This is a genomic window from Hyphomonas sp. CY54-11-8, from assembly GCF_000682735.1.
Taxonomy (GTDB): domain Bacteria; phylum Pseudomonadota; class Alphaproteobacteria; order Caulobacterales; family Hyphomonadaceae; genus Hyphomonas.
Window position 1 is genome coordinate 33,630 of sequence record NZ_AWFD01000012.1, and the last position, 19,618, is coordinate 53,247.

Genomic DNA, 19,618 nt, shown 5'->3' on the forward strand with positions numbered 1-19,618 from the left:
ACGATTCATGCGGATCTTAGCGGCGTCCCTTCTCCTGCTCCTGACGGCCTGTGCGCAGGCCTCCTCGTTCGGCCCACAGGTCCGGGCCGTGCCGATGGACGAGTTGAAGGCCGCCGCGCCCGCCGGCCAGCTGTCAGGTGTCGCCCAGCCGGTGGCCTACCGGGTGGAGATGATGGTCGATCCGCGCGAAGCCGCTTTTTCCGGTCATGTCCAGATCGACGTAAACCTGATGACCTCTGCTACGGGTATCTGGATGCACGGGGCCGATCTCGACGTGTCGTCGGTTCAGGTCACTGCGGGCGGCGAGACCCGGCCGGCCAGCTGGACAGAAGTCGATCCGACCGGCGTCGTCTGGGTAGGTTTTCCGAACCGAGTTCATGCGGGCGGCATCACGCTGACCATCGACTACACGGCAGCGTTCGATGCAAACCTCGCCGGCCTGTTCCGGGTGGATGAAAAGGGCGAAGCCTATGCGCTGGCCAAGTCGGAGAGCATCCAGGCCCGCCGCTTCCTGCCGAGCTTCGACGAGCCGGGCTTCAAGGCGCCGTTCGACATCACGCTGACCGTGCCGGAAGACATGCTCGCCATCGGCAACACGCCGGTCGCCTCTCGCGTCCCGGCAAGGCCCGGCTTTGATCGCGTGACCTTCCTGCGCACCCGTCCGCTGTCGACCTATCTCCTGTCGGTCGCCGTCGGCAATTTCGAGAAGGTCTCTGCCGGCACGATCCCGGTCAATGCCTGGCGCGACTGGCCGGTGCCACTCAGCGGTTACGCGCGCATGGGCAAGGGTGATGAGCTCGAAGCGATCCTCTCCATCACGCCGGCCATGATCGAGTTCTTCGAGGAAGCGCTGGAACAGCCCTATCCCTATGAGAAGCTGGACATCATCGCCGCGCCGCAATGGCCGTCCGGCGCGACGGAGCTTGCCGCAGCGATCACCTACCGGGAAAGCCGCATTCTCGCCAATGAGAAGTCGGGCGCGATGTTCCTGCGGTCGATGAAAGGCGTGCATGCGCATGAGCTGTCGCACATGTGGTTCGGCGATCTCGTGACCCCGCCCTGGTGGGATGATCTCTGGTTGAAGGAAGGCATTGCCAGCTGGGCGGAACCGGCAGTGCTGGGCACGCTCGAGCCGAATGGAGGGCACGACATTCAGGCCGTTGTGGATACGATTTCGGCAATGCAGCTGGACAGCCTGGCCAGTGCACGCGCCGTGGCCCAGCCGATCACGGAGAATGCCGATATCCGCAACGCCTATGATGCCATCACCTATAACAAGGGCCTCGCCGTCCTCGGCATGGTGGATGCGTGGTTCGGACCGGAACAATTCCGCCCGGCGCTCGGCAAATATATCGCCCAATATGCCGACAAGGCGGCCGACAGCGAGCAGTTCTTCCGTGCCATCGGCCGCACGACCGGCAATCCGGACATTGGCCGGTCGCTGAAATCCTTCGTGACGCAGAATGGTGTCCCGCTGCTGGCGACAGAACTTCAGTGTACGAGCGCTGGCGCGAAGGTGGTTCTGGAACAGAGCCGGTATCGTCCGCTTGGATCCGACGCGGACCCGGACCGTAGCTGGATCATTCCCGTCTGCGTCGCCTGGCACGAAGGCGAAGACAGAGGCCGTTCGTGCACACTGATGAAATCCCACCGCAAGGTGCTGCCGCTGGAAGGCGCGAGCTGTCCCGATACCTACCACCCGAATGCCAACGGCACCGGCTATTACCGGTTCAATCTCGCCGGCGATGGATGGGACAAGCTGATCGCTGCGCTGCCGGAGCTGAGAGCCACCGAAGCACTGACTGCCATCGACAGCGCGGAGGCGGACTTTGCGGCCGGAGAAATGGGCGCGGCCACGTTTCGGAGCCTGCTGTCGGCAGGTGCGCAGCATGACGACGCGGCCGTCGCCTCGGCTGTACTGAGCATTTATGCGGATCTGATGGACCGGCTGGAGGGCGCAGACGCGGCTGGCCTGCAGGCCGATGCGGAGTTGGCGTCTACCCGCCTGCACACACGCATCGCCGAAGGTGACGAAGATCCGGAACTGGAAGCCGCCTTGATCGAGTTCGACGCCACAATCCTGAAGCAGGAAGCGGCGCGGACGGAACTCGCCTCCGAAATGGACAAGTGGCTGAATGATCCGGAAGCGGACGTGAACCTGTCCAGCGATCTCTATGCGTCCGGGCTTCTTGTCCTGCTGGATGAAGGCGGGCAGGCGGCATATGACCGTGTGCTGCAGGCTTATGACGAGATCGACGATCCGGCCTTTGGCCAGTCGGTTGCGATCGCCCTCGGCAATGTGACGGATCCGGATCAGGCGGCCCGCACGCGCGGCCTGATCGCCTCGGCGGAGCTTGGCCCGCGCGAAACTTACACGATGGCACTGCTGCAGATGCGGACGCCGGAAACGCGTGAGGCGATGTCGACGTTCCTCGAGGCCAATTTCCCGGCCTTCCTGAAAGCGATCCCGGCACAGTGGAAGCGCCGCACGCCGGGGCTCGCCGCCTATTTCTGCGATACTGACGGACTGGGCGCGCTGAACGCCCTATTCGAGGAATATGGCGATCTCGCCGAAGGCCACGAACGCGCGCTCTCGCAGGCGCGGGAGCAGATCAGTCTCTGCATCGCGCAGAAGGCCGCGACGCAGGCAGACCTTGAAGCCGCCTTCGCCGCTGCACCTTGATAGGCGTACGCTCTAAGCGTTCTTGATCGTCAGGCCGCCATCGACCGGGATGAACACGCCGGTCATGAAGCTGGCGGCCGGCAGCACGCAGGACAGGGTGATGTTCGCCACCTCTTCCGGAATGCCATACCGGCGCAGCGGCACGCGGCGCTTGGCGTAGATTTCCTTGTGCTCGTCCGGAATGCCGGCAGTGATGCCGGTGCGGATCGGTCCGGGACAGATGCAGTTCACCGTGATGCCTTCCCGGCCAAGGTCCACGGCGAGGCCGCGGGTCAGGCCGATGACGCCATGCTTTGCGGCAACGTAGGGGCTGTTGCCCGGCGTGGCGCCGAGGCCTTCCGTAGACGCCACATTCACGATGCGGCCATAACCGGCCTTGCGCATATAGGGCAGCGCCGCGCGGATCGCCCGCTGGTGCGAGGTCAGCATGACATTAATGCTGGGCCCCCAGCTGTCCTCATAGCTTTCCTCGGCGATGTTGGCAGGAATGGCGAAGCCGGCATTGTTGACCAGGATTTCCAGCCCACCGAAATGGGCCGCCGTTTCGTCGATCACACGCTTGATCATGTCGGCATCGCCAACATCCATCGCCCAGCCTTTGACATGGTCGACCCCCGCGGCCTTGATCTCTTCGACCACGGCATCGACGGCGTCCTGCTTCAGGTCCGTGACGGCGACGTTTGCGCCTTCGCGGGCGAAGAGGTGGGCGGTAGCCCGGCCCATGCCGCTGGCGGCGCCGGTGATGAGGGCGGTCTTGCCTTTGATCGAGCGCGAAAGCGCTTCATAGGGCGGCTGGCTCATGGCTGTTTCCTTCTTTTCTTGATTGTTCCGGAGAAGTTGAGGACAGGACGTCCGTTTTCTCCGCTTATGATTCCCCGGACGAAGCTCAGCGAGCCGCCCTTGCGCAGCACGTCGCCGCGCGCTTCCAGGCGCTCGCCTTCGACCGCGCCGTCGATGAATTCCGACGTGAAAGCGACCGTGACGCCGTAGGAGCCTTCCATCGCCTCATGGCCGAGGGCAAACAGAGAGAAATCCGCAAAGCTCATCAGGCAGCCGCCATGGACGACGCCGCCGGCATTCATGTGCTTGCGCTGCACGCGGAACGCGGCGACCGGCCCCTTTTCGTCGACCCTGAAATAGAAAGGCCCGGCCGTCTCATACTCGAACGGCTCCTCCTTCCAGGTTGTCCAGCCCGCGAATTCTCCCGATTCCTCGATTGTCGTGCTCACATTGCCTCCCTGCATTACGGGCGGCACGATACCGCACGGTTACCCTTCGACAAGCGTGCCGTTGGGGAATAGATTGCGCGGGCGAAAAGTCAGAATGAATTGAAAAGGAAGCAGACCATGGCCTTCGACGCCGAGATCCGGGACGCCCTCATCGAACAGGTGCGCCGCTTCGTGAACGAGAAATGCGTGCCCGCCGAAGCCGAAGTCGCAGAGAATGACGAGGTGCCGCAGTCCATCGTCGACGAGATGAAGAATCTCGGCCTGTTCGGCATCGCCGTGCCGGAAGAATATGGCGGCCTGCAGCTGGACATGGAAACTGAATGCCTGGTCGCGTTCGAGCTTGGCCAGACGTCCCCGGCCTTCCGCTCTGTCGCAGGCACGAACATCGGCATCGGCTCTCAGGCCCTCGTCCTGTTCGGCACCGAGGAGCAGAAAACGAAATGGCTGCCGGGCGTCGCCTCGGGCGACCTGATCGCCTCCTTCGCGCTGACCGAGCCGGAAGCCGGTTCCGACGCCGCAGGCCTCAAGACGAAAGCCATCCGCGATGGCGACCATTACGTCTTCAACGGCACGAAGCGCTACATCACCAATGCCAACAAGGCCGACATCTTCACCGTCATGGCCCGCACCGATCCGGACACGCCCGGTGCCAAGGGCGTCTCGGCCTTCGTGGTCGAGCGTGACACGCCCGGCGTCTCGGTCGGCGTGCCGGAGAAGAAGATGGGCCAGCAGGGCGCCCATATCTGCGACGTGATCTTCGAGGATGCCCGCGTACCAGCGTCCAACATGATCGGCAAGGAAGGCGAAGGCTTCAAGGTGGCGATGAGCGTGCTCGACAAGGGCCGCCTGCACATTTCCGCCGTGGCGACCGGTGTCTCCAAGCGCCTGATCCGCGAAATGGTAAACTACGCCATGGAGCGCAAACAGTTTGGCAAGCCGATCATGGAACACCAGATGATCCAGGCGATGATCGCCGACAGCCAGGCCGAGACCTACGCGGCCGAGTGCATGATCATGGACGCCGCCCGCCGCCGCGATGCAGGCGAGGACGTGACCCTGCTCGCCTCGTCGACGAAACTGTTCGCCACCGAGGCGTGTGGCCGCGTCGCCGATCGCGCGGTGCAGGTATTCGGCGGCGCCGGTTATGTTGCCGACTATGGCATCGAGCGCTTCTATCGCGACGTCCGCATCTTCCGCCTCTATGAAGGCACCAGCCAGATCCAGCAGATCATCATCGCCCGTGAACTGGCCCGCGCCGCCAAGACCGGTAAGCTCTAGGCGTGATCTTTTCCTCGGCGGGGAGACCGGCGGTTTGCGCTTCTCCCCGCTGGGGCCATAATGAGAATAACCGGGAAACAGGAAACGCACGCAGATGTTCGAACACGACCCAACCGACCCGCATGAAGTTGGCCTCAATGCGGAACGCCTCGCGGCGGTTCCGGCCTTCTTCGAGAAGAACTATCTCGACACCGGCAAGTTGCCTTGCATGGCGACGCTGATTTCGCGCAATGGCGAGATCGCGCTGGAAGACTATCGCGGGACGACCGAACTCGGCGGCGGCAAGCCCATCGGGCCGGAGACGATTTTCCGCATCTATTCGATGACGAAGCCGATCACGTCGCTGGCCGCGATGATGCTGTTCGAGGAAGGCAAGCTGCGCCTGGACCATGACGTCGCCCGCTACATCCCGGAATTTGCCGATGTCGAGGTTTTCGACAGCGGCAGCCGCGAAGACTACAAGACGCGCAAGCCCGACCGGCCGATGAAAGTGCTGGATCTCTTCACACACACGTCCGGCCTCACCTATGGCTTCATGATGCAGTCGGAAGTCGATGCCCTCTACCGCAAGGAAAAGATCGGCCGCCCGGACGAGACACTGCAGGAGATGGCGAAACGCCTCGCCAAACTGCCGCTGGAATGCTCGCCGGGTGATGAGTGGTGGTACAGCCATTCGACCGACGTGCTGGGCGCGATTGTCGAAATCGCCTCCGGCATGGAGCTGGACCAGTTCTTCCGGGAGCGGATCACCGGGCCGCTCGGCATGGTCGATACGGACTTCTGGGTGCCCGAAGACAAGATCGACCGTCTCATGGCCTGCTATGAGAAAAACGCAATCACCGGCGAAGTTAAACAGTCGGACGGCGCCGGCGCGTCGTCGAAGCTCTATTCGAAGCGGCCGAAACTGCTGAACGGCGGCGGCGGGCTTGTCTCGACGGTGCGCGATTATCACCGCTTCTGCCTCATGCTGCTACGCGGCGGCACGCTGGATGGGGCCCGCATCATCAGCCCCAAGACCTGGGAGTTCATGCGCCAGAACCATCTGCCCGGCGGGCAGACGATCCGCGACATGGGTCGCTCCCTGTTCAGCGAAGTGATCACAGGCGGCACGGGCTTCGGCCTCGGCGGCTCGGTCGTCACCGACGTTGTGGACACACAGCAGCCGGGCAGCGAAGGTACGTTCAGCTGGGGCGGCCTCGCCTCCACCTTCTTCTGGGTCGATCCGGAAGAGGAAATCATCGGTATCCAGATGACCCAGCTGATGCCGTCCTCGACCTATCCGATGCGGCCACAGTTCCAGCAACTCGCCTATGCGGCTGTCGATTGGTAAACAGTGCCGGATGAGGCTGCTCCGCGACGAAGGCCCAGCGCACGCCTCGTCATTCTGGATGGATTGGGACGGGCGCTCCTGTTCCGGTTCCGCTTTCCCGACCGTACCTTCTGGGCGACCCCCGGCGGTGCGGTAGATGAAGGCGAGACATTCGAGGAAGCAGCCTACCGGGAACTACATGAAGAGACCGGATTTCGCGGCACGCTCTCGGCGGAAGTGCACCGCCGCTACACTGTCTTCACCGGACCCTCGGGGAACAGTGTGGAGGCGGATGAGCGCTATTTCTGCCTGCGCGTGGAATCTGGCGCTGTGAACAGGTCCGGCTGGGAACCGGTCGAGCAGGAAATGATCCAAAAGGTCGCCTGGCTGTCCCCCGATGACATCCGGGCCTTGCAGGAACCTGTGTTTCCAGAGAACTTCGCTGACCTTGTCGATTATTTGAAAGAAGCGCCACACACATGAGCGAACACGTAAACCCCGTCCGCGAGGCGATCCTGGACCTGACGGAGGCGGCCGGTCCCGGCAAGTCGATCAGTGCGGAGCAGGCGGCCCGGGCTGTCAGCGAAAAGAACTTCCAGCGCGTCCTCAAGGATGTGCGCGCCGAGGCGATCCGCCTGCACAAGGAAGGCACCGTCCTGATCTACCGGAAAGGCAAGCCGGTGGAAGATCCGAACGCCTTCAAGGGCGTCTACCGGCTCGGACGTCCGGCGGCGAGCTGATGGCCAAGCCGCCGGATCCGTTCCATGAATTCGTCATGGAACTGTTCGCGCCGATGGGGCCGGTCAGCGTCCGGCGCATGTTCGGCGGCGCCGGCGTCTTCAAGGACGGGCTGATGTTCGCGTTGCTGGCGGATGACGTGATTTATTTGAAAACCGACGCGGGCCTGCGTACGGAGCTGGAAGCCGAAGACTGCGAGCCCTTCATCTGGACCCGACCGAGCGACGGCAAGCAGACCGACATGGGCTATGTCAGCCTGCCGCCGGATGCGATGGACGAGGCAGACCTCGCCAGCGAATGGGGCCGGAGGGCCTTCGCCGTCGCGCTGGCCGCAAAAGCGAAAAAGCGCAAATAGGGCCCGTCAGACGCCGCTATACATGGTCTATTCATTGGATAATTCATGGTCTGAAGGTCGGCTTAGCCAACACCGGAGTTCCCTTTAAGGTAGTGAGAGCTATCCTCCGTAGCGGCGCAGCTCGCTCTTCACACGGCCTTTGGTCACCGTCACGACGTAGAGCCGGTCATACTCTGTGGCCTCCACAATCGGGGCGCCGGCTTTGCCGCCCAGCAGGTCCACAAGGTCCGGAATCGTATTGGAATGGCCGACAACCAGAATGGCGCCGGGGGTGGCCTTCAGCTGGCTCGCGAAGGCTGCCTGCCGGCCGGCGTCATAGATTTGGATGGGCAGACCGGTGCGCCTCGACGTCGGCTTTGCCGTCTCGATCGTCCGGGTCGTGTCGGTCGACCAGATCGCTCTCAGGCCTGCATCCTGCAGTTCCCGCGACAGGATGTCGGCGCGGGCACGGCCCACGACGGTCAGGTCCGGATCCGGGCCGGTCTGCTTCTCCGCGTGACGGACAAGATAGATTGTCGTGTCTGGAACGGCAGGCGCGCTGGCGCAGGCGCCGAGGGCCAGGAATGACAGCGCGGCGAGGGTGCCGCGGCGGGTCAGGCTCATGCTGCGACGGGGCGATCCATCGGATCGTCCAGGGAGAAGGCTTCCGGTGTGGAACCGTGTTCTCTCAGGTGCTGCAGTTTCTGCCATCCGTCCTCCAGGGTCACTTTCTCTTCCTTCGGTGACCACCACATCACGAAACTCGGGCCCGCGGAACGGTCGATTTCCGCTGCCAAGCGCCGCATGCTCGGCGGGTGGGTCTTTCCGGAATAGGAAAATTCCCTGAGGCGCTCAAGAGAAGCCCAGCCCCCCATCGTTGACACATCCGGCGCCCCCATGCCTTCCGGATATGGAAAAATACCGTCCAAAGGCATCCACACACCATCGGGGCGGCGCACGCCGTGACGGTGGAAATGCAGGCCTTCAAACGCAACAGCATCCGCAAAAACGCGCGGCATGATGCTGACGAAAACTCGAATAAATTCATTTTCAAGACTGAACGCCCCAAGTGGGCGCGCACAGTTAAAATGAATAAGGCGATAATCCATCCCCAGCCTCCTGAAAGAACAGGAGATACCCAGAAGGAATTACCCTATTCTTAAAGGTCAGGCAGCAACCTAAATAAATCTTAGGTTACTTTCCGTGGAATTCGGCCTGGCGCTTTTCGAGGAAGGCTTTCACGCCCTCTGCGAAGTCCGCCGTCCGGCCGGCGGTGCGTTGAGCCATGCGCTCTGCGTGCAGGGCGTCGCCCATTCCGGTTTCGGTGGCGTCCCAGATCAGCTTGCGCATGCCGGCCAGGGCCACGGTCGGGCCGGTCGACAGGGTCTCGGCCCATTCCATGGCGGCTGCCATCAACTGGTCATCCTCGACCACCTTGTTGATCATGCCCCACTCCAGAGCCTTGTCTGCAGGGAGTTTTTCGCCGAGCAGCGCCATCTCCATGGCGCGGACACGGCCAACATTGCGGGCCAGCAGCCAGGTTGAGCCGCCATCCGGCACCAGACCGATACGGCGGAAGGCCTGCATGAAGTAGGCGCTCATCCCGGCCACGATCAGGTCGCCCATCAGGCCGATGGAGCAGCCGACACCGGCAGCGGCGCCGTTGATTGCAGTGATCACCGGATGGGGATGTTCGCGGATGGCGACGATCATCGGATTGTAGTGGGTATCCAGCGGACGGCCGGCATCTGGCTTGGAGCCTGGATGGCTAAGCGACGGGCCCGAAACCTTGCCGAGATTGGCGCCCGAGCAGAAGCCGCGGCCATTGCCGGTGATGACGGTGCAGCGGGCCTCGTCGGCGGCTTTTTCGAGGGCGTGCAGCATCTCCTGCGCGGTATCGACGCCGCAGGCATTCATCGTTTTCGGGTCATTGAAGGCGATGACGGCGATATTGCCCTTCAATTCGTAGGAAATCAGCTCGTAGCTCATTGTCGCCCTCCCTTTGGCGTGTCTCGTGATCTGACGGCAATCTAGCCGTCCCACGCCGCTTGTGAACGCCTCACCCGGCGGCAAGCCCAATCTCCCATTGTTAAGCCCTGAACGTGCGCTACACTGTTCAGAACAACCGATAAGCAGGGAGATCGGATCCATGGCCCTCGATAGCGCCTCCACCGCCGGCATGGCCGGCATTCTCGCGCGGCAAAAGGCTGCCCACATTCGCGATGGCATTCCCTCCGCGGCCAAGCGGATCGAGTGGCTCGACAAGGCGATCGACCTTCTGATCACTTATAATGACGAATTGGTCGATGCGATGTGCCAGGACTTCGGGCACCGCTCGAAGGACCAGTCGGGTTTCACCGATATCGCCGGCTCCATCGGTGCGCTGAAGCATGCGAAGAAACATGTCGCCAAATGGATGCGCCCGGAAAAGCGCAAGGCGGAATTCCCGCTCGGCCTGCTCGGCGCGAAAGCCCAGATCCAGTACCAGCCGAAAGGCGTGATCGGCGTCATCAGCCCGTGGAACTTCCCGGTCAATTTGACCTTCGCGCCGCTGGCTGGCGTGTTCGCCGCGGGTAACCGTTGCATGATCAAGCCGTCGGAGTTCACCGAACTCACGTCGGAAGTGATGAAGAAGGCGATCGAGCAATATTACGACGAGGAAGAAGTCGCCGTGATCACCGGTGGTCCGGAAATCGGCGCCGAGTTCACGAAACTCGCCTTCGATCACATCCTCTTCACCGGCGCGACGTCCATCGCCCACCACGTCATGCGTGCCGCGGCAGACAACCTCGTTCCGCTGACTCTGGAACTTGGCGGCAAGAGCCCGGTTGTGCTCGGCCGGTCAGCGGACTTGCAGAAGGCGGCGACCCGCATCATGGCGGGCAAGACGCTGAACGCCGGGCAGATCTGTCTTGCGCCGGACTATGCTTTCGTTCCGAAGGAAAAGACATCCGACTTTGTCGCCGCTGCGACCAAGGCGATCGAGACGATGTATCCGAGCGGCCTGAAGGACAATGACGACTACACGTCCATCGTGAACCAGCGCCACTTTGACCGCATCATGGGCTATATCGATGAAGCAAAATCGAAAGGCGCGGAGGTCATCGAGATCAATCCGACCGGAGAGAACTTCTCCCAGCAACCGCACCACAAAATCCCGCCACACATCATCGTCGACCCGTCCGACGACCTGAAAGTGATGCAGGACGAGATCTTCGGCCCGATCCTGCCGATCAAATCCTATTCGGACACAAAGGACACGATCGCTTACATCAACACCCACGACCGCCCGCTGGGGCTCTACTATTTCGGTGAAGACGCAGCGGAAAAGGACATGGTGCTCAACAACACCACGTCCGGCGGTGTGACCGTGAACGACGTGATCATGCACGTCGGCCAGGAAGACCTGCCCTTCGGCGGTGTCGGCCCGTCGGGTATGGGCTCCTATCATGGCCGGGAAGGCTTCCTGGAATTCAGTCACAAGAAATCTGTCTTTACACAGACGGGTAGCGAAATGATCTCGATGATCCGTCCGCCCTATGGCGAGAAATTCCGCAAGCAGATCCAGGGCAGGCTGAAGCGCTAGCCTCCCGCAACAGACCAAGAAAAAGGCCCCTCATCCCTTGCGGACGAGGGGCCTTTTTTCTGGCCGGTGGACGCTTAGCGTTTCAGGAAGGCCGGAATGTCATTGCCGAAGCCTTTGACGTTCTCCGGCGCTGGATCCAGGATGAGGTCGTCATCCTTGCGCTTGCGGTCACGCTTCGGCTTTTCCTTGCGCTCGGCGCGCTCGCGCTTCGGCTTTTCAGCCTTTTCAGCTTTCTCGGGCTTTTCAGACTTTTCGGCCTTCTCAGCCTTGTCGGCCTTTTCAGCTTTTTCCGGCTTGTCTGGTTTTGCCGCGGTTTCGGGCTCGGCTGGTGCGTCCTCTTTCACAGGCGTATCCGGCTGTTCGGAAACCGTCGTGGTTTCCGCGTCGTCCTTCTGCGTTTCCTCACGGCGGCTACGGCTGCGGCCACCGCTCGACCGCTCACCACGTCCACCCCGGCTGCGTACGCCATCGCGGCTGCTGCCACGGCGCCCGCGCCCGGACTTTTCCTCTGGTGGCAGGTTTTCGATTTCTTCGAGCAGGCCTTCCGGCATGAACTCTTCGACATCCTTGTCGATCATCTTGAGAACGAAGCCCCAGGATTTCTCATCGGCGGGCGAAACCAGCGTGTAGCTCTCGCCGGTGCGCCCGGCGCGGCCGGTACGGCCGATCCGGTGGATATAGTCTTCGTCCTTTGGCGGCGGGCCGTAATTGAACACGTGGCCGACATCCGGGATGTCCAGCCCGCGGGCCGCGACGTCGGACGCCACCAGCAGTTTCAGGTCGCCATCGCGGAACTTCTGCAGCGTCTCGGAACGCACCGATTGCGGAAGGTCGCCGTGGATGGGTGCAGCGTCGTGTCCGTGCTTGCTGAGCGAGGCGGCCACGATGTCCACTTCGACTTTGCGGTTGCAGAAGACGATGCCGTTTTTCACGTCGCAGGCTTCGATCACCCGGCGCAGCGCTGTACGCTTGGCCTTGGCATCATTGGTCGGCAGGTGAACGACATGCTGCGTGATCGTTGTTGCCGCATCGGTCGGGCGCGCCACTTCGATCTTGATCGGGTCCTGCTGGAAGGTTTTCGCAAGACGCTGGATGTCGGACGGGAAGGTCGCCGAGAACAGCAGGGTCTGGCGCCGCGGCGGCAGCTTCGTGCAGATTTTCTCGATGTCTGGGATGAAGCCCATGTCGAGCATGCGGTCGGCTTCGTCGATGATGAAGTATTCCACGCCCATCAGCAGCAGCTTGCCGCGATCAAACTGGTCGAGCAGGCGGCCGGGCGTGGCGATCAGGACGTCGACCCCGCGCTGCAGCAGGCCTTCCTGTTCCTTGAAGCTGACCCCGCCGATCAGCAGCGCCATGGTGAGCTTCAGATACTTGCCGTATTTCTCAAAGTTCTCGGCGACCTGCGCCGCGAGCTCACGCGTCGGACAGAGAATGAGACATCGCGGCATGCGGGCGCGGGCGCGGCCACGGGCCAGGCGGTGAATCATCGGCAGCACGAACGCGGCCGTCTTGCCGGTGCCGGTCTGCGCAATGCCTGTGACGTCGCGGCCTGCAATAACGTTGGGGATGGCTTCGGCCTGGATCGGTGTAGGGGTCTTGTAACCCGCTTCGTCCAAGGCCTTGAGGATATTCGGGCCGAGCCCGAGGTCGGCGAAAGTTGTTTCAGTCAATGTCTGTCGTTCCTGAGATGGAAGTTGTTACCCGGTGCGGCCCGTATGGCCGCCAACATTCCGCTTTCCGTACACCCTTGTACGTTCCGCGGACCGGGCGCTTTCCATGCCCGGAGCGTCTTGTGCGCTGCACATAGTGTATTTCGAGCGTCAGGTGAAGGGGCTGCGTTCAGGGGGCGGAGTCAGCCAGCACGGGGTGTGTCCCGGTATTTCATGACATCTTCGATCAGCATGCTCAGGACACGTTTGGACTGGCCCATGTCCGACAACTGCCCCGGCACGGTGATGCCGCCCGTCAGCAGGGTGCCGGCTTCCTGCGCTTCCAGCGTGATGATCAGATCACCTTCCCACGACCAGATGGACGAGAGCATCTTCGAGCGGATGATGCAGCCATTCTCGGCATCGGTGATGTGTTCAACGGGCTGGCTGCGGCTGGCGAGGGAACAGAGCACGGCCGCCAAGGTCTCGCCGAACGTGTTACGGAAGCCCTGCGTAATATCCCGGCTGGTCTTCATACCCAGTTTTGCGGAGATCGGCAGGGAAATATCCTTGATCAGCTGCAGAGGCGGGGCGGGGCCTGCGCCGGTGATCATCATCACCGGGCGGGCAAACTTGTAGAACTGTTCCGCTGAAATGCCCTTGGGGTTGGCGCCTGTGACGGCCTCGATCCGGGCGCGTACCTCAGGGTGCCCCATGATCTCGCGCGGATTCATGGACGCGCGCCAGTCTATGGAGGGGTCGGATTCGGGCGGAGATGTTGCCGGGGTCGGCGCGTCGCCGGAATCGGCGTTTGCTTTTGGTGCGCCGCACTGGGCGCAAAATCTGTCAGTCTCACCGAACTTTCGGCCGCACTGCGTACAGAACATGGTCGGGTCCCCACGACATTTGTCGCAGGGACCCTACCTTAATTATGCGCCCGCGTCAGCGAGGTTCTGGTTCACGAAGTCCCAGTTCACCAGGCTCGTCAGGAAGGTGTCCATGTAGTTCGGACGGGAGTTCTGGTAGTCGAGATAGTAGGCGTGTTCCCACACATCCATGGTCAGAAGCGGAGTGGTGCCCTCTTCGGTCAGCGGGGTTTCAGCGTTCGGCGTCTTGGTGATCGCCAGCTTGCCATCCTTCAGGACCAGCCAGGCCCAGCCGGAACCGAACTGGCCGCCGCCAGCAGCCTTGAACGCTTTGACGAACTCGTCATAGCCGCCAAGGTCGCGGTCGATCAGCTCAGCGGCCTTGCCATGCGGCTTGCCGCCGCCACCCGGTTTCATCGAGTGCCAGTAGAAGGTGTGGTTCCACACCTGGGCGGCATTGTTGAACATGCCGGCCTTGGAGGCGTCCGCTGCGGCAATCTTGACGATCTCTTCGAGCGACTTGCTTTCGAGGTCTGTGCCTTCGATCAGGCCATTCAGGTTGGTGACATATGCCTGATGGTGCTTGCCATAGTGAAAGTTCAATGTCTGTTCGGAAATGTGCGGGGCCAGCGCGTCACGCCCATAGGGAAGATCGGGAAGTGTGAATGCCATCTGGAAATCCTTTCTTGCAGGTATGTATCTGGTAGATAAGCGCGTCATCCGACATATGGGTTCCATGCCGAACAAGACCACCCCCCTTTCCAAAACACAGTGGGCCGCAATCGACAAGCGGGTCCGCAAGGTTGATGAAGACCGCTGGATCTCCAGCCGTTATGCGCCCGCGGCCCAGCGAAAGGCCCTGACAGCGCTCTATGCGCTCGCCTATGAGCTGGCCCGTGTGCGGTTGGCGGTTTCAGAGGAAACGCTCGGCCTGATTCGCTTTCAGTGGTGGCGTGAAGCGCTGAGCGAGCTGGAAGAGGGCAAGGCGCCCCGCGAACACGATGTCTGCCTCGCGCTTGCGGAAGAGGTTGCGGCTGGCCGTTTGAAGCCTGCCGCCATGCAAAGGCTGGTCGATGGCTATGAAGCGGCCTTTGTCGCGGAGGATCGCAGCAAGGAACCTGAAGCCTGGCTCGCCCTGATCGCGGCCAGCATGCTGACCAGCCACCATGACTGGGCAGAGGAAATCGGCGAAGTCGCGCCGGCCTATGCCGCGCTGCGCCGCTCAGAGACGAAAGCTTTCGGCCCGCACGTGAAGCCAGTGCCGAAATCCATCCGCCCGGCCGTCGCCCATTACCGCCTGCGAAAGCACTACAGCGAAAAAGGCGAACCGGACGCGGTCACCAAACGCCTCAGCATCCTGAAAGCCATAAGGACCGGACAGGTCTAGACTTCGAACGCTTTCAGGATCGGGCAAGGGCCGCCGTCGGTGTCGTCGCAACTGTCAGCCAGCCGGTTCAGCGAAGCGCGGGCGCGTTTCAGTTCCTTGATCTGAAGGTCCAGCGCGTCGATCCGGCTGCGGGCCATCTGGCGCACTTCGGCGCGATCGGATGTTGCGTCGAGTTCGATCAGTCGGGCGATCTGCTTCAGCGTAAAGCCGGCAGCCTGGGCAGACCGGATGAAACTCAGCCGCTCTATGTCGGGTGCGCCGTACTTGCGGGTTCCGCCGGATAGGCCGCCTGAAGACGGTCTTGCCGGAAGCGCCATGAGGCCGAGGCGCTGGTAGTACCTGACGGTCTCCACTCCCACACCGCCCGCGCGGGCGAGCTGCCCGATGCTCATCTGATTTTCGTCTTGCAACCGTACCATGGTACGGAACTTATATGCGGCGGAGATGTTCATCAAGCGGAGCTGATCCCATGCCGAATTCCAAACCCGTTGCCGTTCTCTACCGGATGAAAACGCCGGAACACATTTGTCCGTTCGGGCTTCGTAGCCGTGCCTTGCTTCGCCGAAAGGGATTCGATGTGGACGACCGGCTGCTGACATCCCGGGAGGAGGCCGACGCCTTCAAGGCGGAACAGGATGTGAAGACGACGCCGCAAACCTTCATCGATGGACAGCGTGTCGGCGGTCACGAAGACCTGCGGAGATATCTTGGGCTGACCGTCAAGGACAAGAACCGGAAAACCTATATACCGGTGATCGCAATCTTTGCCTCTGCCGCCCTGATGGCCCTGGGCATGAGCTGGACAATGTACGGCACGCTGCTGACGGTTCGGGCGGCCGAATGGTTCATCGCCATCAGCATGTGTTTGCTGGCGGTGCAGAAGCTGCGTGATCTCGATTCCTTCACCAATACATTTCTCGGTTACGACCTGCTGGCGCGCCGCCATGTCCGGTATGCTTACATCTATCCGTTTGCTGAGCTGCTCGCGGGCGTACTGATGATCGCGGGCGCTCTGATGTGGTTCGCTGCGCCACTGGCGCTCTTCATTGGCGCAATCGGGGCAGTCTCGGTTTATCGGGCCGTTTATGTCGAGAAGCGCGACCTGAAATGCGCGTGCGTCGGCGGCAGCTCCAATGTGCCGCTGGGCTTCGTATCACTGCTGGAGAACGTCATGATGGTGGCCATGGCGGGGTGGATGCTGTTGAAATAATTAGCCGACTTATTCAGCAGATACCATCGCCTGCGCCGCCAGCCAGCCATCAATGTGCTGCAGGGCGCGGGCGGCCTGGGCGCCTTTTTTGGCGCGGCCCTTGGCCTTGCCGCGCAGGCGCTTGCCGTTCTCGTCCTTCTTCGGGAAATCCTCGATATCCGGGAAAAGGCCGAAATTGATGTTCATAGGCTGGAAGGTCTGTTTGCCTTCAAGGTGGCCGCCGGTGATGTGCGTGACCAGCGCGCCGAGCGCCGTCGTTGGCGGCGGGGCATCCAGCGTCCAGCCAAGGCGTTCGGCAGCCGCAAAGCGGCCGGCGAGCAGGCCCATGGCTGCGCTTTCGACATAGCCTTCGACGCCCGTGACCTGACCGGCAAAGCGCAGGCGCGGCATGGACTTCATGCGCAGCTGGGCGTCCAGGAGTTTCGGCGAGTTCAGGAACGTGTTGCGGTGGATGCCACCAAGGCGCGCGAACTCTGCCTTTTCGAGGCCGGGGATCATGCGGAAGATGTCTGTCTGCGCGCCGTATTTCAGCTTGGTCTGGAAGCCGACCATGTTCCACAGCGTGCCGAGCGCATTGTCCTGGCGCAGCTGGACCACGGCGTGCGCCTTCACGTCCGGCTGGTGCGGATTGGTCAGGCCGACCGGCTTCATCGGGCCGAAGCGAAGAGTCTCGCGGCCGCGTTCCGCCATCACCTCGATCGGCAGGCAGCCTTCGAAATAGGGTGTATCCTTTTCCCAATCGCGGAACTCGGTCTTCTCGCCGGCGATCAGCGCGTCGATGAAGGCGTTGTACTGGTCTTCCGACAGCGGACAATTGATATAGGCCGCCGTGTCGCCGCCGGGGCCCGGCTTGTCATAGCGGCTCTGGCGCCAGGCTTTGTCCATGTCAATTGAGTCGAAATAGACGATCGGGGCGATGGCATCAAAGAAGGCGAGGTCGTCTTCGCCTGTATGCGCGTGGATGGCCTCGGCGAGTGGCAGGGAGGTCAGCGGGCCGGTGGCGACGATGACGCTATCCCAGTCCTCTGGTGGAATCCCGGCGATTTCTTCCCGCACGATGGTCACGTTTGGATGGGCTTCCAGCTTCGCGGTCACCGCTTCGGCAAAACCTTCGCGGTCGACAGCCAGTGCACTGCCGGCCGGTACCTGATGTTCCGCCGCGGTGGAAATGATCAGCCCGTTCGCCCGGCGCATCTCCTCGTGCAGCACGCCGACTGCATTGGACGTGTGATCGTCGGACCGGAACGAGTTCGAGCAGACGAGCTCGGCGAGCTTGTCGGTCTGGTGGGCCTCGGTGCCCTTCACGCCGCGCATTTCGTGCAGGATGACGGGCACGCCAGCATTCGCCGCCTGCCACGTCGCTTCCGATCCGGCCATGCCGCCGCCGATGATATGAATGGGTTTGATGCTCATGGGCGGGACATGCGCAGGCCGGCCCGTTCCGTCAAGACGGGGTTTGCGGCTGCGGCCGGGGGCGGTAAGGCATTCTGTATGGATTCAAATACTTCCTCCCCGGCGGTATCGCCTTCGATTCCGGACCTGATCGCTCAGGCCTGGCGCCTCGCTGCACAGGCCGCGCTGCCGAGCTTGCCATGGCTGGCCCTGCTGGCCTTGATGGGCGGTTTCTACAAATGGGCGCTCAACACAGGCGCGGGCGGCACAATGCTGACGCTGGCGGCGCTCGTTGTTCTCTTCCTGTCGGGGGTACAGGCCTCGCTTATGATTTACCGGGCGATGATTCCGGAAGCGAAAGGGGCGTTCATGGCCCTGATGCACATGAACCTCGCCGTATATCTCGCCTTCTTCTTCATCAGCTTCTTCATATTTTTCTTCGTCGGCATCTTCGGCGTGGTGATGCTGCAGCTGTCCGGTCTGGTGGATCTCGCCGCTGAGGGGGCCGACGAGCAAATCCCCGCCGCGCTGGCGGGCATGATGTCGATGCCATATGGCTGGGCGCTCTCCGCTGTCTATGCCACCGGACTCGGCGGGCTGGCCTTTCTGGCTCTGCGTCTTCTGCTGGCAGGCGCCGCAACGGTGCAGACGGGGCGGGTCATGGTGTTTCGCACCTGGCGCTGGACCAAGGGGGATGTGCTCCGACTGGGTGCAGCAAGCCTCGCCACGCATGTGCTGCCGTTCCTGGCCGGGTATGTCGCCAATCTGGTGATCGTCGGTGCAGCGGGTCAGGGGGAAGTTGCCACATTCGCAACCGGGGTCACCGGCCTGTTCCTGCAGGCACCGTTCATTCTTGCGGGTCATGGTCTGGCTGTGGCCGCGTTGCGGGCCGCGCATCCTCCTGCAAACGTTGCCTAAGCCCCCGAAACCGGCTTAATTTCCCGCTTGAGGGGCAAATCAGAGGGACGCAGCATGGCCAGCCGGTTCACTTTCGACGGGGCGCTGATGTTCGGCTTCCGCGCGGCGCATGCGCGGGCCTTTCCCTGGAAATACGCGCTTGCTTTTGCGGTCGTCAGCACAGTGCTTTCGGCCGTGTTCGCCTGGGTGGTGAAGGATACGCTGTTCGGATTCATCCGTTCGGTGGAACAGCTGGATCAATCCGGGATAGATGATCCGGCGATCATCTTCCGGGCGATGTTCAACATGTTCGGCAGCCTGATCCCGACAGCCGTCATTGCAAGCCTCGTCAGCCTCGTCGTCTGGGCCATGTTCATGACCGCCACGCAGCGCCGCTATATCCGGGATGAGGACTTCTCGATCCGTTTCGGCCCGGATGAGTTACGTATGATGGGGGCAGGCTTCGTATGGTTTGCCGCGCTTTCGGTCGTCTACATCGTGCCGCTGCTGGTCATGTTGCCGGTGTTCGGCCTGATCACGGATTTCTACCACGGCGACATCACCGAGGAGCAAATGGCGATGTCCATGCTCGGCCGGGCTGGTATCGTCTCGGTGTTCTTTCTGGTGACGCTGCCGGTCTATGTTTTCTTCGCAACGCGATTTTCGCCAGTGTTCGCCATGACGTTCAAGGAAGGCAAGATCACCTTCGGTGATGCCTGGATTGCGTCGCGCGGCCGGTTCTGGCCGATCCTTGGGGCTTACCTGATCATTGCGATCGTCGGCGGCATGGCTGTCGGCTTTGCTTCGACCATTCTGGAAATGCTGGTCACGCCCGTATGGGTGAATTCACTGGGCGTTGTGGATGACGTGTCTGACCTGGAGAGCCTGTTCACGCCTGCCGTCATCGCCGGGCTGCTCGTTTACACCTTCATCCGCTATTTCCTGTCAGGATTGCTGATGCATTTTGTGAACGGCCCTGCAGCTTTCGCCGCCCGGCATGACCCGCGCGGCAGTGTGGATGACGCGCTGAACGTGTCAGAATTCGACTGAGGCGAAG

Annotated in this window: 21 protein-coding genes; 11 read left to right on the top strand and 10 right to left on the bottom strand. The window is 62.0% G+C overall.

What is annotated here, in order from left to right:
- The first annotated feature begins 7 nt into the window (after positions 1-7).
- Positions 8-2,683 (top strand): M1 family metallopeptidase, encoded by a 2,676-nt coding sequence (locus HY17_RS08625; protein ID WP_051599851.1) that lies wholly within the window; start codon positions 8-10, stop codon positions 2,681-2,683.
- Positions 2,684-2,695: 12 nt separating this feature from the next.
- Here the strand turns inward: HY17_RS08625 and HY17_RS08630 are convergent, their stop codons facing one another.
- Both HY17_RS08630 and HY17_RS08635 read right to left on the bottom strand, forming a co-directional pair.
- Positions 2,696-3,484: an SDR family NAD(P)-dependent oxidoreductase gene (locus tag HY17_RS08630; RefSeq protein WP_034765882.1), complete on the bottom strand. Its 789-nt coding sequence runs from the start codon at positions 3,482-3,484 to the stop codon at positions 2,696-2,698.
- Positions 3,481-3,927, bottom strand: coding sequence for a PaaI family thioesterase (locus HY17_RS08635; RefSeq protein ID WP_034765883.1), 447 nt, complete (start codon positions 3,925-3,927; stop codon positions 3,481-3,483). The genes HY17_RS08630 and HY17_RS08635 overlap by 4 nt, the downstream gene beginning before the upstream one ends.
- 102 nt (positions 3,928-4,029) lie before the next feature.
- Here HY17_RS08635 and HY17_RS08640 point away from each other — a divergent pair, with 102 nt between their 5' ends.
- The 5 genes from HY17_RS08640 (at position 4,030) to HY17_RS08660 (ending at position 7,592) form a co-directional block, all read left to right on the top strand.
- Positions 4,030-5,190: an acyl-CoA dehydrogenase family protein gene (locus HY17_RS08640; protein ID WP_034765884.1), complete on the top strand. Its 1,161-nt coding sequence runs from the start codon at positions 4,030-4,032 to the stop codon at positions 5,188-5,190.
- 94 nt (positions 5,191-5,284) lie between these two features.
- Positions 5,285-6,520, top strand: a complete 1,236-nt coding sequence (locus HY17_RS08645; protein ID WP_034765886.1) for a serine hydrolase — start codon at positions 5,285-5,287, stop codon at positions 6,518-6,520.
- Between the two features lie 3 nt (positions 6,521-6,523).
- On the top strand, positions 6,524-6,982 hold the full coding sequence (locus HY17_RS08650) for an NUDIX hydrolase (protein WP_034765888.1): 459 nt from the start codon (positions 6,524-6,526) through the stop codon (positions 6,980-6,982).
- Entirely contained in the window at positions 6,979-7,239 is a 261-nt protein-coding gene (locus HY17_RS08655; protein ID WP_034765891.1) for a DUF3253 domain-containing protein, read from the top strand. The genes HY17_RS08650 and HY17_RS08655 overlap by 4 nt, the downstream gene beginning before the upstream one ends.
- Entirely contained in the window at positions 7,239-7,592 is a 354-nt protein-coding gene (locus tag HY17_RS08660) for a TfoX/Sxy family protein (RefSeq protein WP_034765893.1), read from the top strand. Before HY17_RS08655 ends, HY17_RS08660 begins: the two co-directional genes overlap by 1 nt.
- Before the next feature lie 99 nt (positions 7,593-7,691).
- Here the strand turns inward: HY17_RS08660 and HY17_RS08665 are convergent, their stop codons facing one another.
- The 3 genes from HY17_RS08665 to HY17_RS08675 all read right to left on the bottom strand — a co-directional run bounded on the left by HY17_RS08665 (position 7,692) and on the right by HY17_RS08675 (position 9,560).
- Positions 7,692-8,195 (bottom strand): histidine phosphatase family protein, encoded by a 504-nt coding sequence (locus HY17_RS08665; protein WP_051599853.1) that lies wholly within the window; start codon positions 8,193-8,195, stop codon positions 7,692-7,694.
- A complete protein-coding gene (locus HY17_RS19330) occupies positions 8,192-8,680 on the bottom strand; it encodes a DUF3291 domain-containing protein (protein WP_051599854.1) in 489 nt (162 codons plus the stop codon). The genes HY17_RS08665 and HY17_RS19330 overlap by 4 nt, the downstream gene beginning before the upstream one ends.
- An 85-nt stretch (positions 8,681-8,765) precedes the next feature.
- Entirely contained in the window at positions 8,766-9,560 is a 795-nt protein-coding gene (locus tag HY17_RS08675) for an enoyl-CoA hydratase/isomerase (protein ID WP_034765896.1), read from the bottom strand.
- A 160-nt stretch (positions 9,561-9,720) separates the two neighbouring features.
- On the opposite strand from HY17_RS08675, the gene HY17_RS08680 reads away from it, so the two are divergent.
- Positions 9,721-11,157, top strand: coding sequence for a coniferyl aldehyde dehydrogenase (locus HY17_RS08680; RefSeq protein ID WP_034765898.1), 1,437 nt, complete (start codon positions 9,721-9,723; stop codon positions 11,155-11,157).
- A 74-nt stretch (positions 11,158-11,231) separates the two neighbouring features.
- Here the strand turns inward: HY17_RS08680 and HY17_RS08685 are convergent, their stop codons facing one another.
- From HY17_RS08685 to HY17_RS08695, 3 genes are all read right to left on the bottom strand, one after another.
- Positions 11,232-12,830, bottom strand: a complete 1,599-nt coding sequence (locus HY17_RS08685) for a DEAD/DEAH box helicase (RefSeq protein WP_034765901.1) — start codon at positions 12,828-12,830, stop codon at positions 11,232-11,234.
- 182 nt (positions 12,831-13,012) lie between these two features.
- Positions 13,013-13,696 (bottom strand): zinc ribbon domain-containing protein, encoded by a 684-nt coding sequence (locus HY17_RS08690; RefSeq protein ID WP_034765904.1) that lies wholly within the window; start codon positions 13,694-13,696, stop codon positions 13,013-13,015.
- A gap of 42 nt (positions 13,697-13,738) precedes the next feature.
- Positions 13,739-14,347, bottom strand: a complete 609-nt coding sequence (locus HY17_RS08695; protein WP_034765907.1) for a superoxide dismutase — start codon at positions 14,345-14,347, stop codon at positions 13,739-13,741.
- A 64-nt stretch (positions 14,348-14,411) separates the two neighbouring features.
- Here HY17_RS08695 and HY17_RS19335 point away from each other — a divergent pair, with 64 nt between their 5' ends.
- Positions 14,412-15,062, top strand: coding sequence for a squalene/phytoene synthase family protein (locus HY17_RS19335; protein WP_158531468.1), 651 nt, complete (start codon positions 14,412-14,414; stop codon positions 15,060-15,062).
- On the opposite strand, the gene HY17_RS08705 is transcribed toward HY17_RS19335, so the two are convergent.
- Positions 15,059-15,454, bottom strand: a complete 396-nt coding sequence (locus HY17_RS08705; protein WP_034766332.1) for a MerR family DNA-binding protein — start codon at positions 15,452-15,454, stop codon at positions 15,059-15,061. The two genes, HY17_RS19335 and HY17_RS08705, sit on opposite strands and share 4 nt — an antisense overlap.
- A gap of 77 nt (positions 15,455-15,531) precedes the next feature.
- On the opposite strand from HY17_RS08705, the gene HY17_RS08710 reads away from it, so the two are divergent.
- Positions 15,532-16,272 (top strand): MauE/DoxX family redox-associated membrane protein, encoded by a 741-nt coding sequence (locus HY17_RS08710; RefSeq protein WP_034765909.1) that lies wholly within the window; start codon positions 15,532-15,534, stop codon positions 16,270-16,272.
- A 9-nt stretch (positions 16,273-16,281) separates the two neighbouring features.
- On the opposite strand, the gene trmFO is transcribed toward HY17_RS08710, so the two are convergent.
- Positions 16,282-17,685 (bottom strand): methylenetetrahydrofolate--tRNA-(uracil(54)-C(5))-methyltransferase (FADH(2)-oxidizing) TrmFO, encoded by a 1,404-nt coding sequence (trmFO, locus tag HY17_RS08715; protein WP_034765919.1) that lies wholly within the window; start codon positions 17,683-17,685, stop codon positions 16,282-16,284.
- A 78-nt stretch (positions 17,686-17,763) separates the two neighbouring features.
- Between trmFO and HY17_RS08720 the strand changes: the two genes are divergently transcribed.
- Entirely contained in the window at positions 17,764-18,582 is an 819-nt protein-coding gene (locus tag HY17_RS08720) for a hypothetical protein (protein WP_139068903.1), read from the top strand.
- Positions 18,583-18,636: 54 nt separating this feature from the next.
- The gene (locus HY17_RS08725; protein ID WP_034765922.1) at positions 18,637-19,611 is read left to right on the top strand and encodes a hypothetical protein; all 975 of its coding nucleotides are present in this window, start codon (positions 18,637-18,639) and stop codon (positions 19,609-19,611) included.
- Positions 19,612-19,618 lie beyond the last annotated feature (7 nt).

Coding starts and splice junctions, on each gene's coding strand:
- HY17_RS08725 (WP_034765922.1), top strand. CDS start 18,637: ATGGCCAGCCGGTTCACTTTCGACGGGGCGCTGATGTTCGGCTTCCGC.
- HY17_RS08640 (WP_034765884.1), top strand. CDS start 4,030: ATGGCCTTCGACGCCGAGATCCGGGACGCCCTCATCGAACAGGTGCGC.
- HY17_RS08655 (WP_034765891.1), top strand. CDS start 6,979: ATGAGCGAACACGTAAACCCCGTCCGCGAGGCGATCCTGGACCTGACG.
- HY17_RS08675 (WP_034765896.1), bottom strand. CDS start 9,560: ATGAGCTACGAGCTGATTTCCTACGAATTGAAGGGCAATATCGCCGTC.
- HY17_RS08705 (WP_034766332.1), bottom strand. CDS start 15,454: ATGAGCATCGGGCAGCTCGCCCGCGCGGGCGGTGTGGGAGTGGAGACC.
- HY17_RS08710 (WP_034765909.1), top strand. CDS start 15,532: ATGCCGAATTCCAAACCCGTTGCCGTTCTCTACCGGATGAAAACGCCG.
- HY17_RS08665 (WP_051599853.1), bottom strand. CDS start 8,195: ATGAGCCTGACCCGCCGCGGCACCCTCGCCGCGCTGTCATTCCTGGCC.
- HY17_RS19330 (WP_051599854.1), bottom strand. CDS start 8,680: ATGGATTATCGCCTTATTCATTTTAACTGTGCGCGCCCACTTGGGGCG.
- HY17_RS08690 (WP_034765904.1), bottom strand. CDS start 13,696: ATGTTCTGTACGCAGTGCGGCCGAAAGTTCGGTGAGACTGACAGATTT.
- trmFO (WP_034765919.1), bottom strand. CDS start 17,685: ATGAGCATCAAACCCATTCATATCATCGGCGGCGGCATGGCCGGATCG.
- HY17_RS19335 (WP_158531468.1), top strand. CDS start 14,412: ATGCCGAACAAGACCACCCCCCTTTCCAAAACACAGTGGGCCGCAATC.
- HY17_RS08660 (WP_034765893.1), top strand. CDS start 7,239: ATGGCCAAGCCGCCGGATCCGTTCCATGAATTCGTCATGGAACTGTTC.
- HY17_RS08630 (WP_034765882.1), bottom strand. CDS start 3,484: ATGAGCCAGCCGCCCTATGAAGCGCTTTCGCGCTCGATCAAAGGCAAG.
- HY17_RS08625 (WP_051599851.1), top strand. CDS start 8: ATGCGGATCTTAGCGGCGTCCCTTCTCCTGCTCCTGACGGCCTGTGCG.
- HY17_RS08695 (WP_034765907.1), bottom strand. CDS start 14,347: ATGGCATTCACACTTCCCGATCTTCCCTATGGGCGTGACGCGCTGGCC.
- HY17_RS08635 (WP_034765883.1), bottom strand. CDS start 3,927: ATGCAGGGAGGCAATGTGAGCACGACAATCGAGGAATCGGGAGAATTC.
- HY17_RS08720 (WP_139068903.1), top strand. CDS start 17,764: ATGGATTCAAATACTTCCTCCCCGGCGGTATCGCCTTCGATTCCGGAC.
- HY17_RS08680 (WP_034765898.1), top strand. CDS start 9,721: ATGGCCCTCGATAGCGCCTCCACCGCCGGCATGGCCGGCATTCTCGCG.
- HY17_RS08645 (WP_034765886.1), top strand. CDS start 5,285: ATGTTCGAACACGACCCAACCGACCCGCATGAAGTTGGCCTCAATGCG.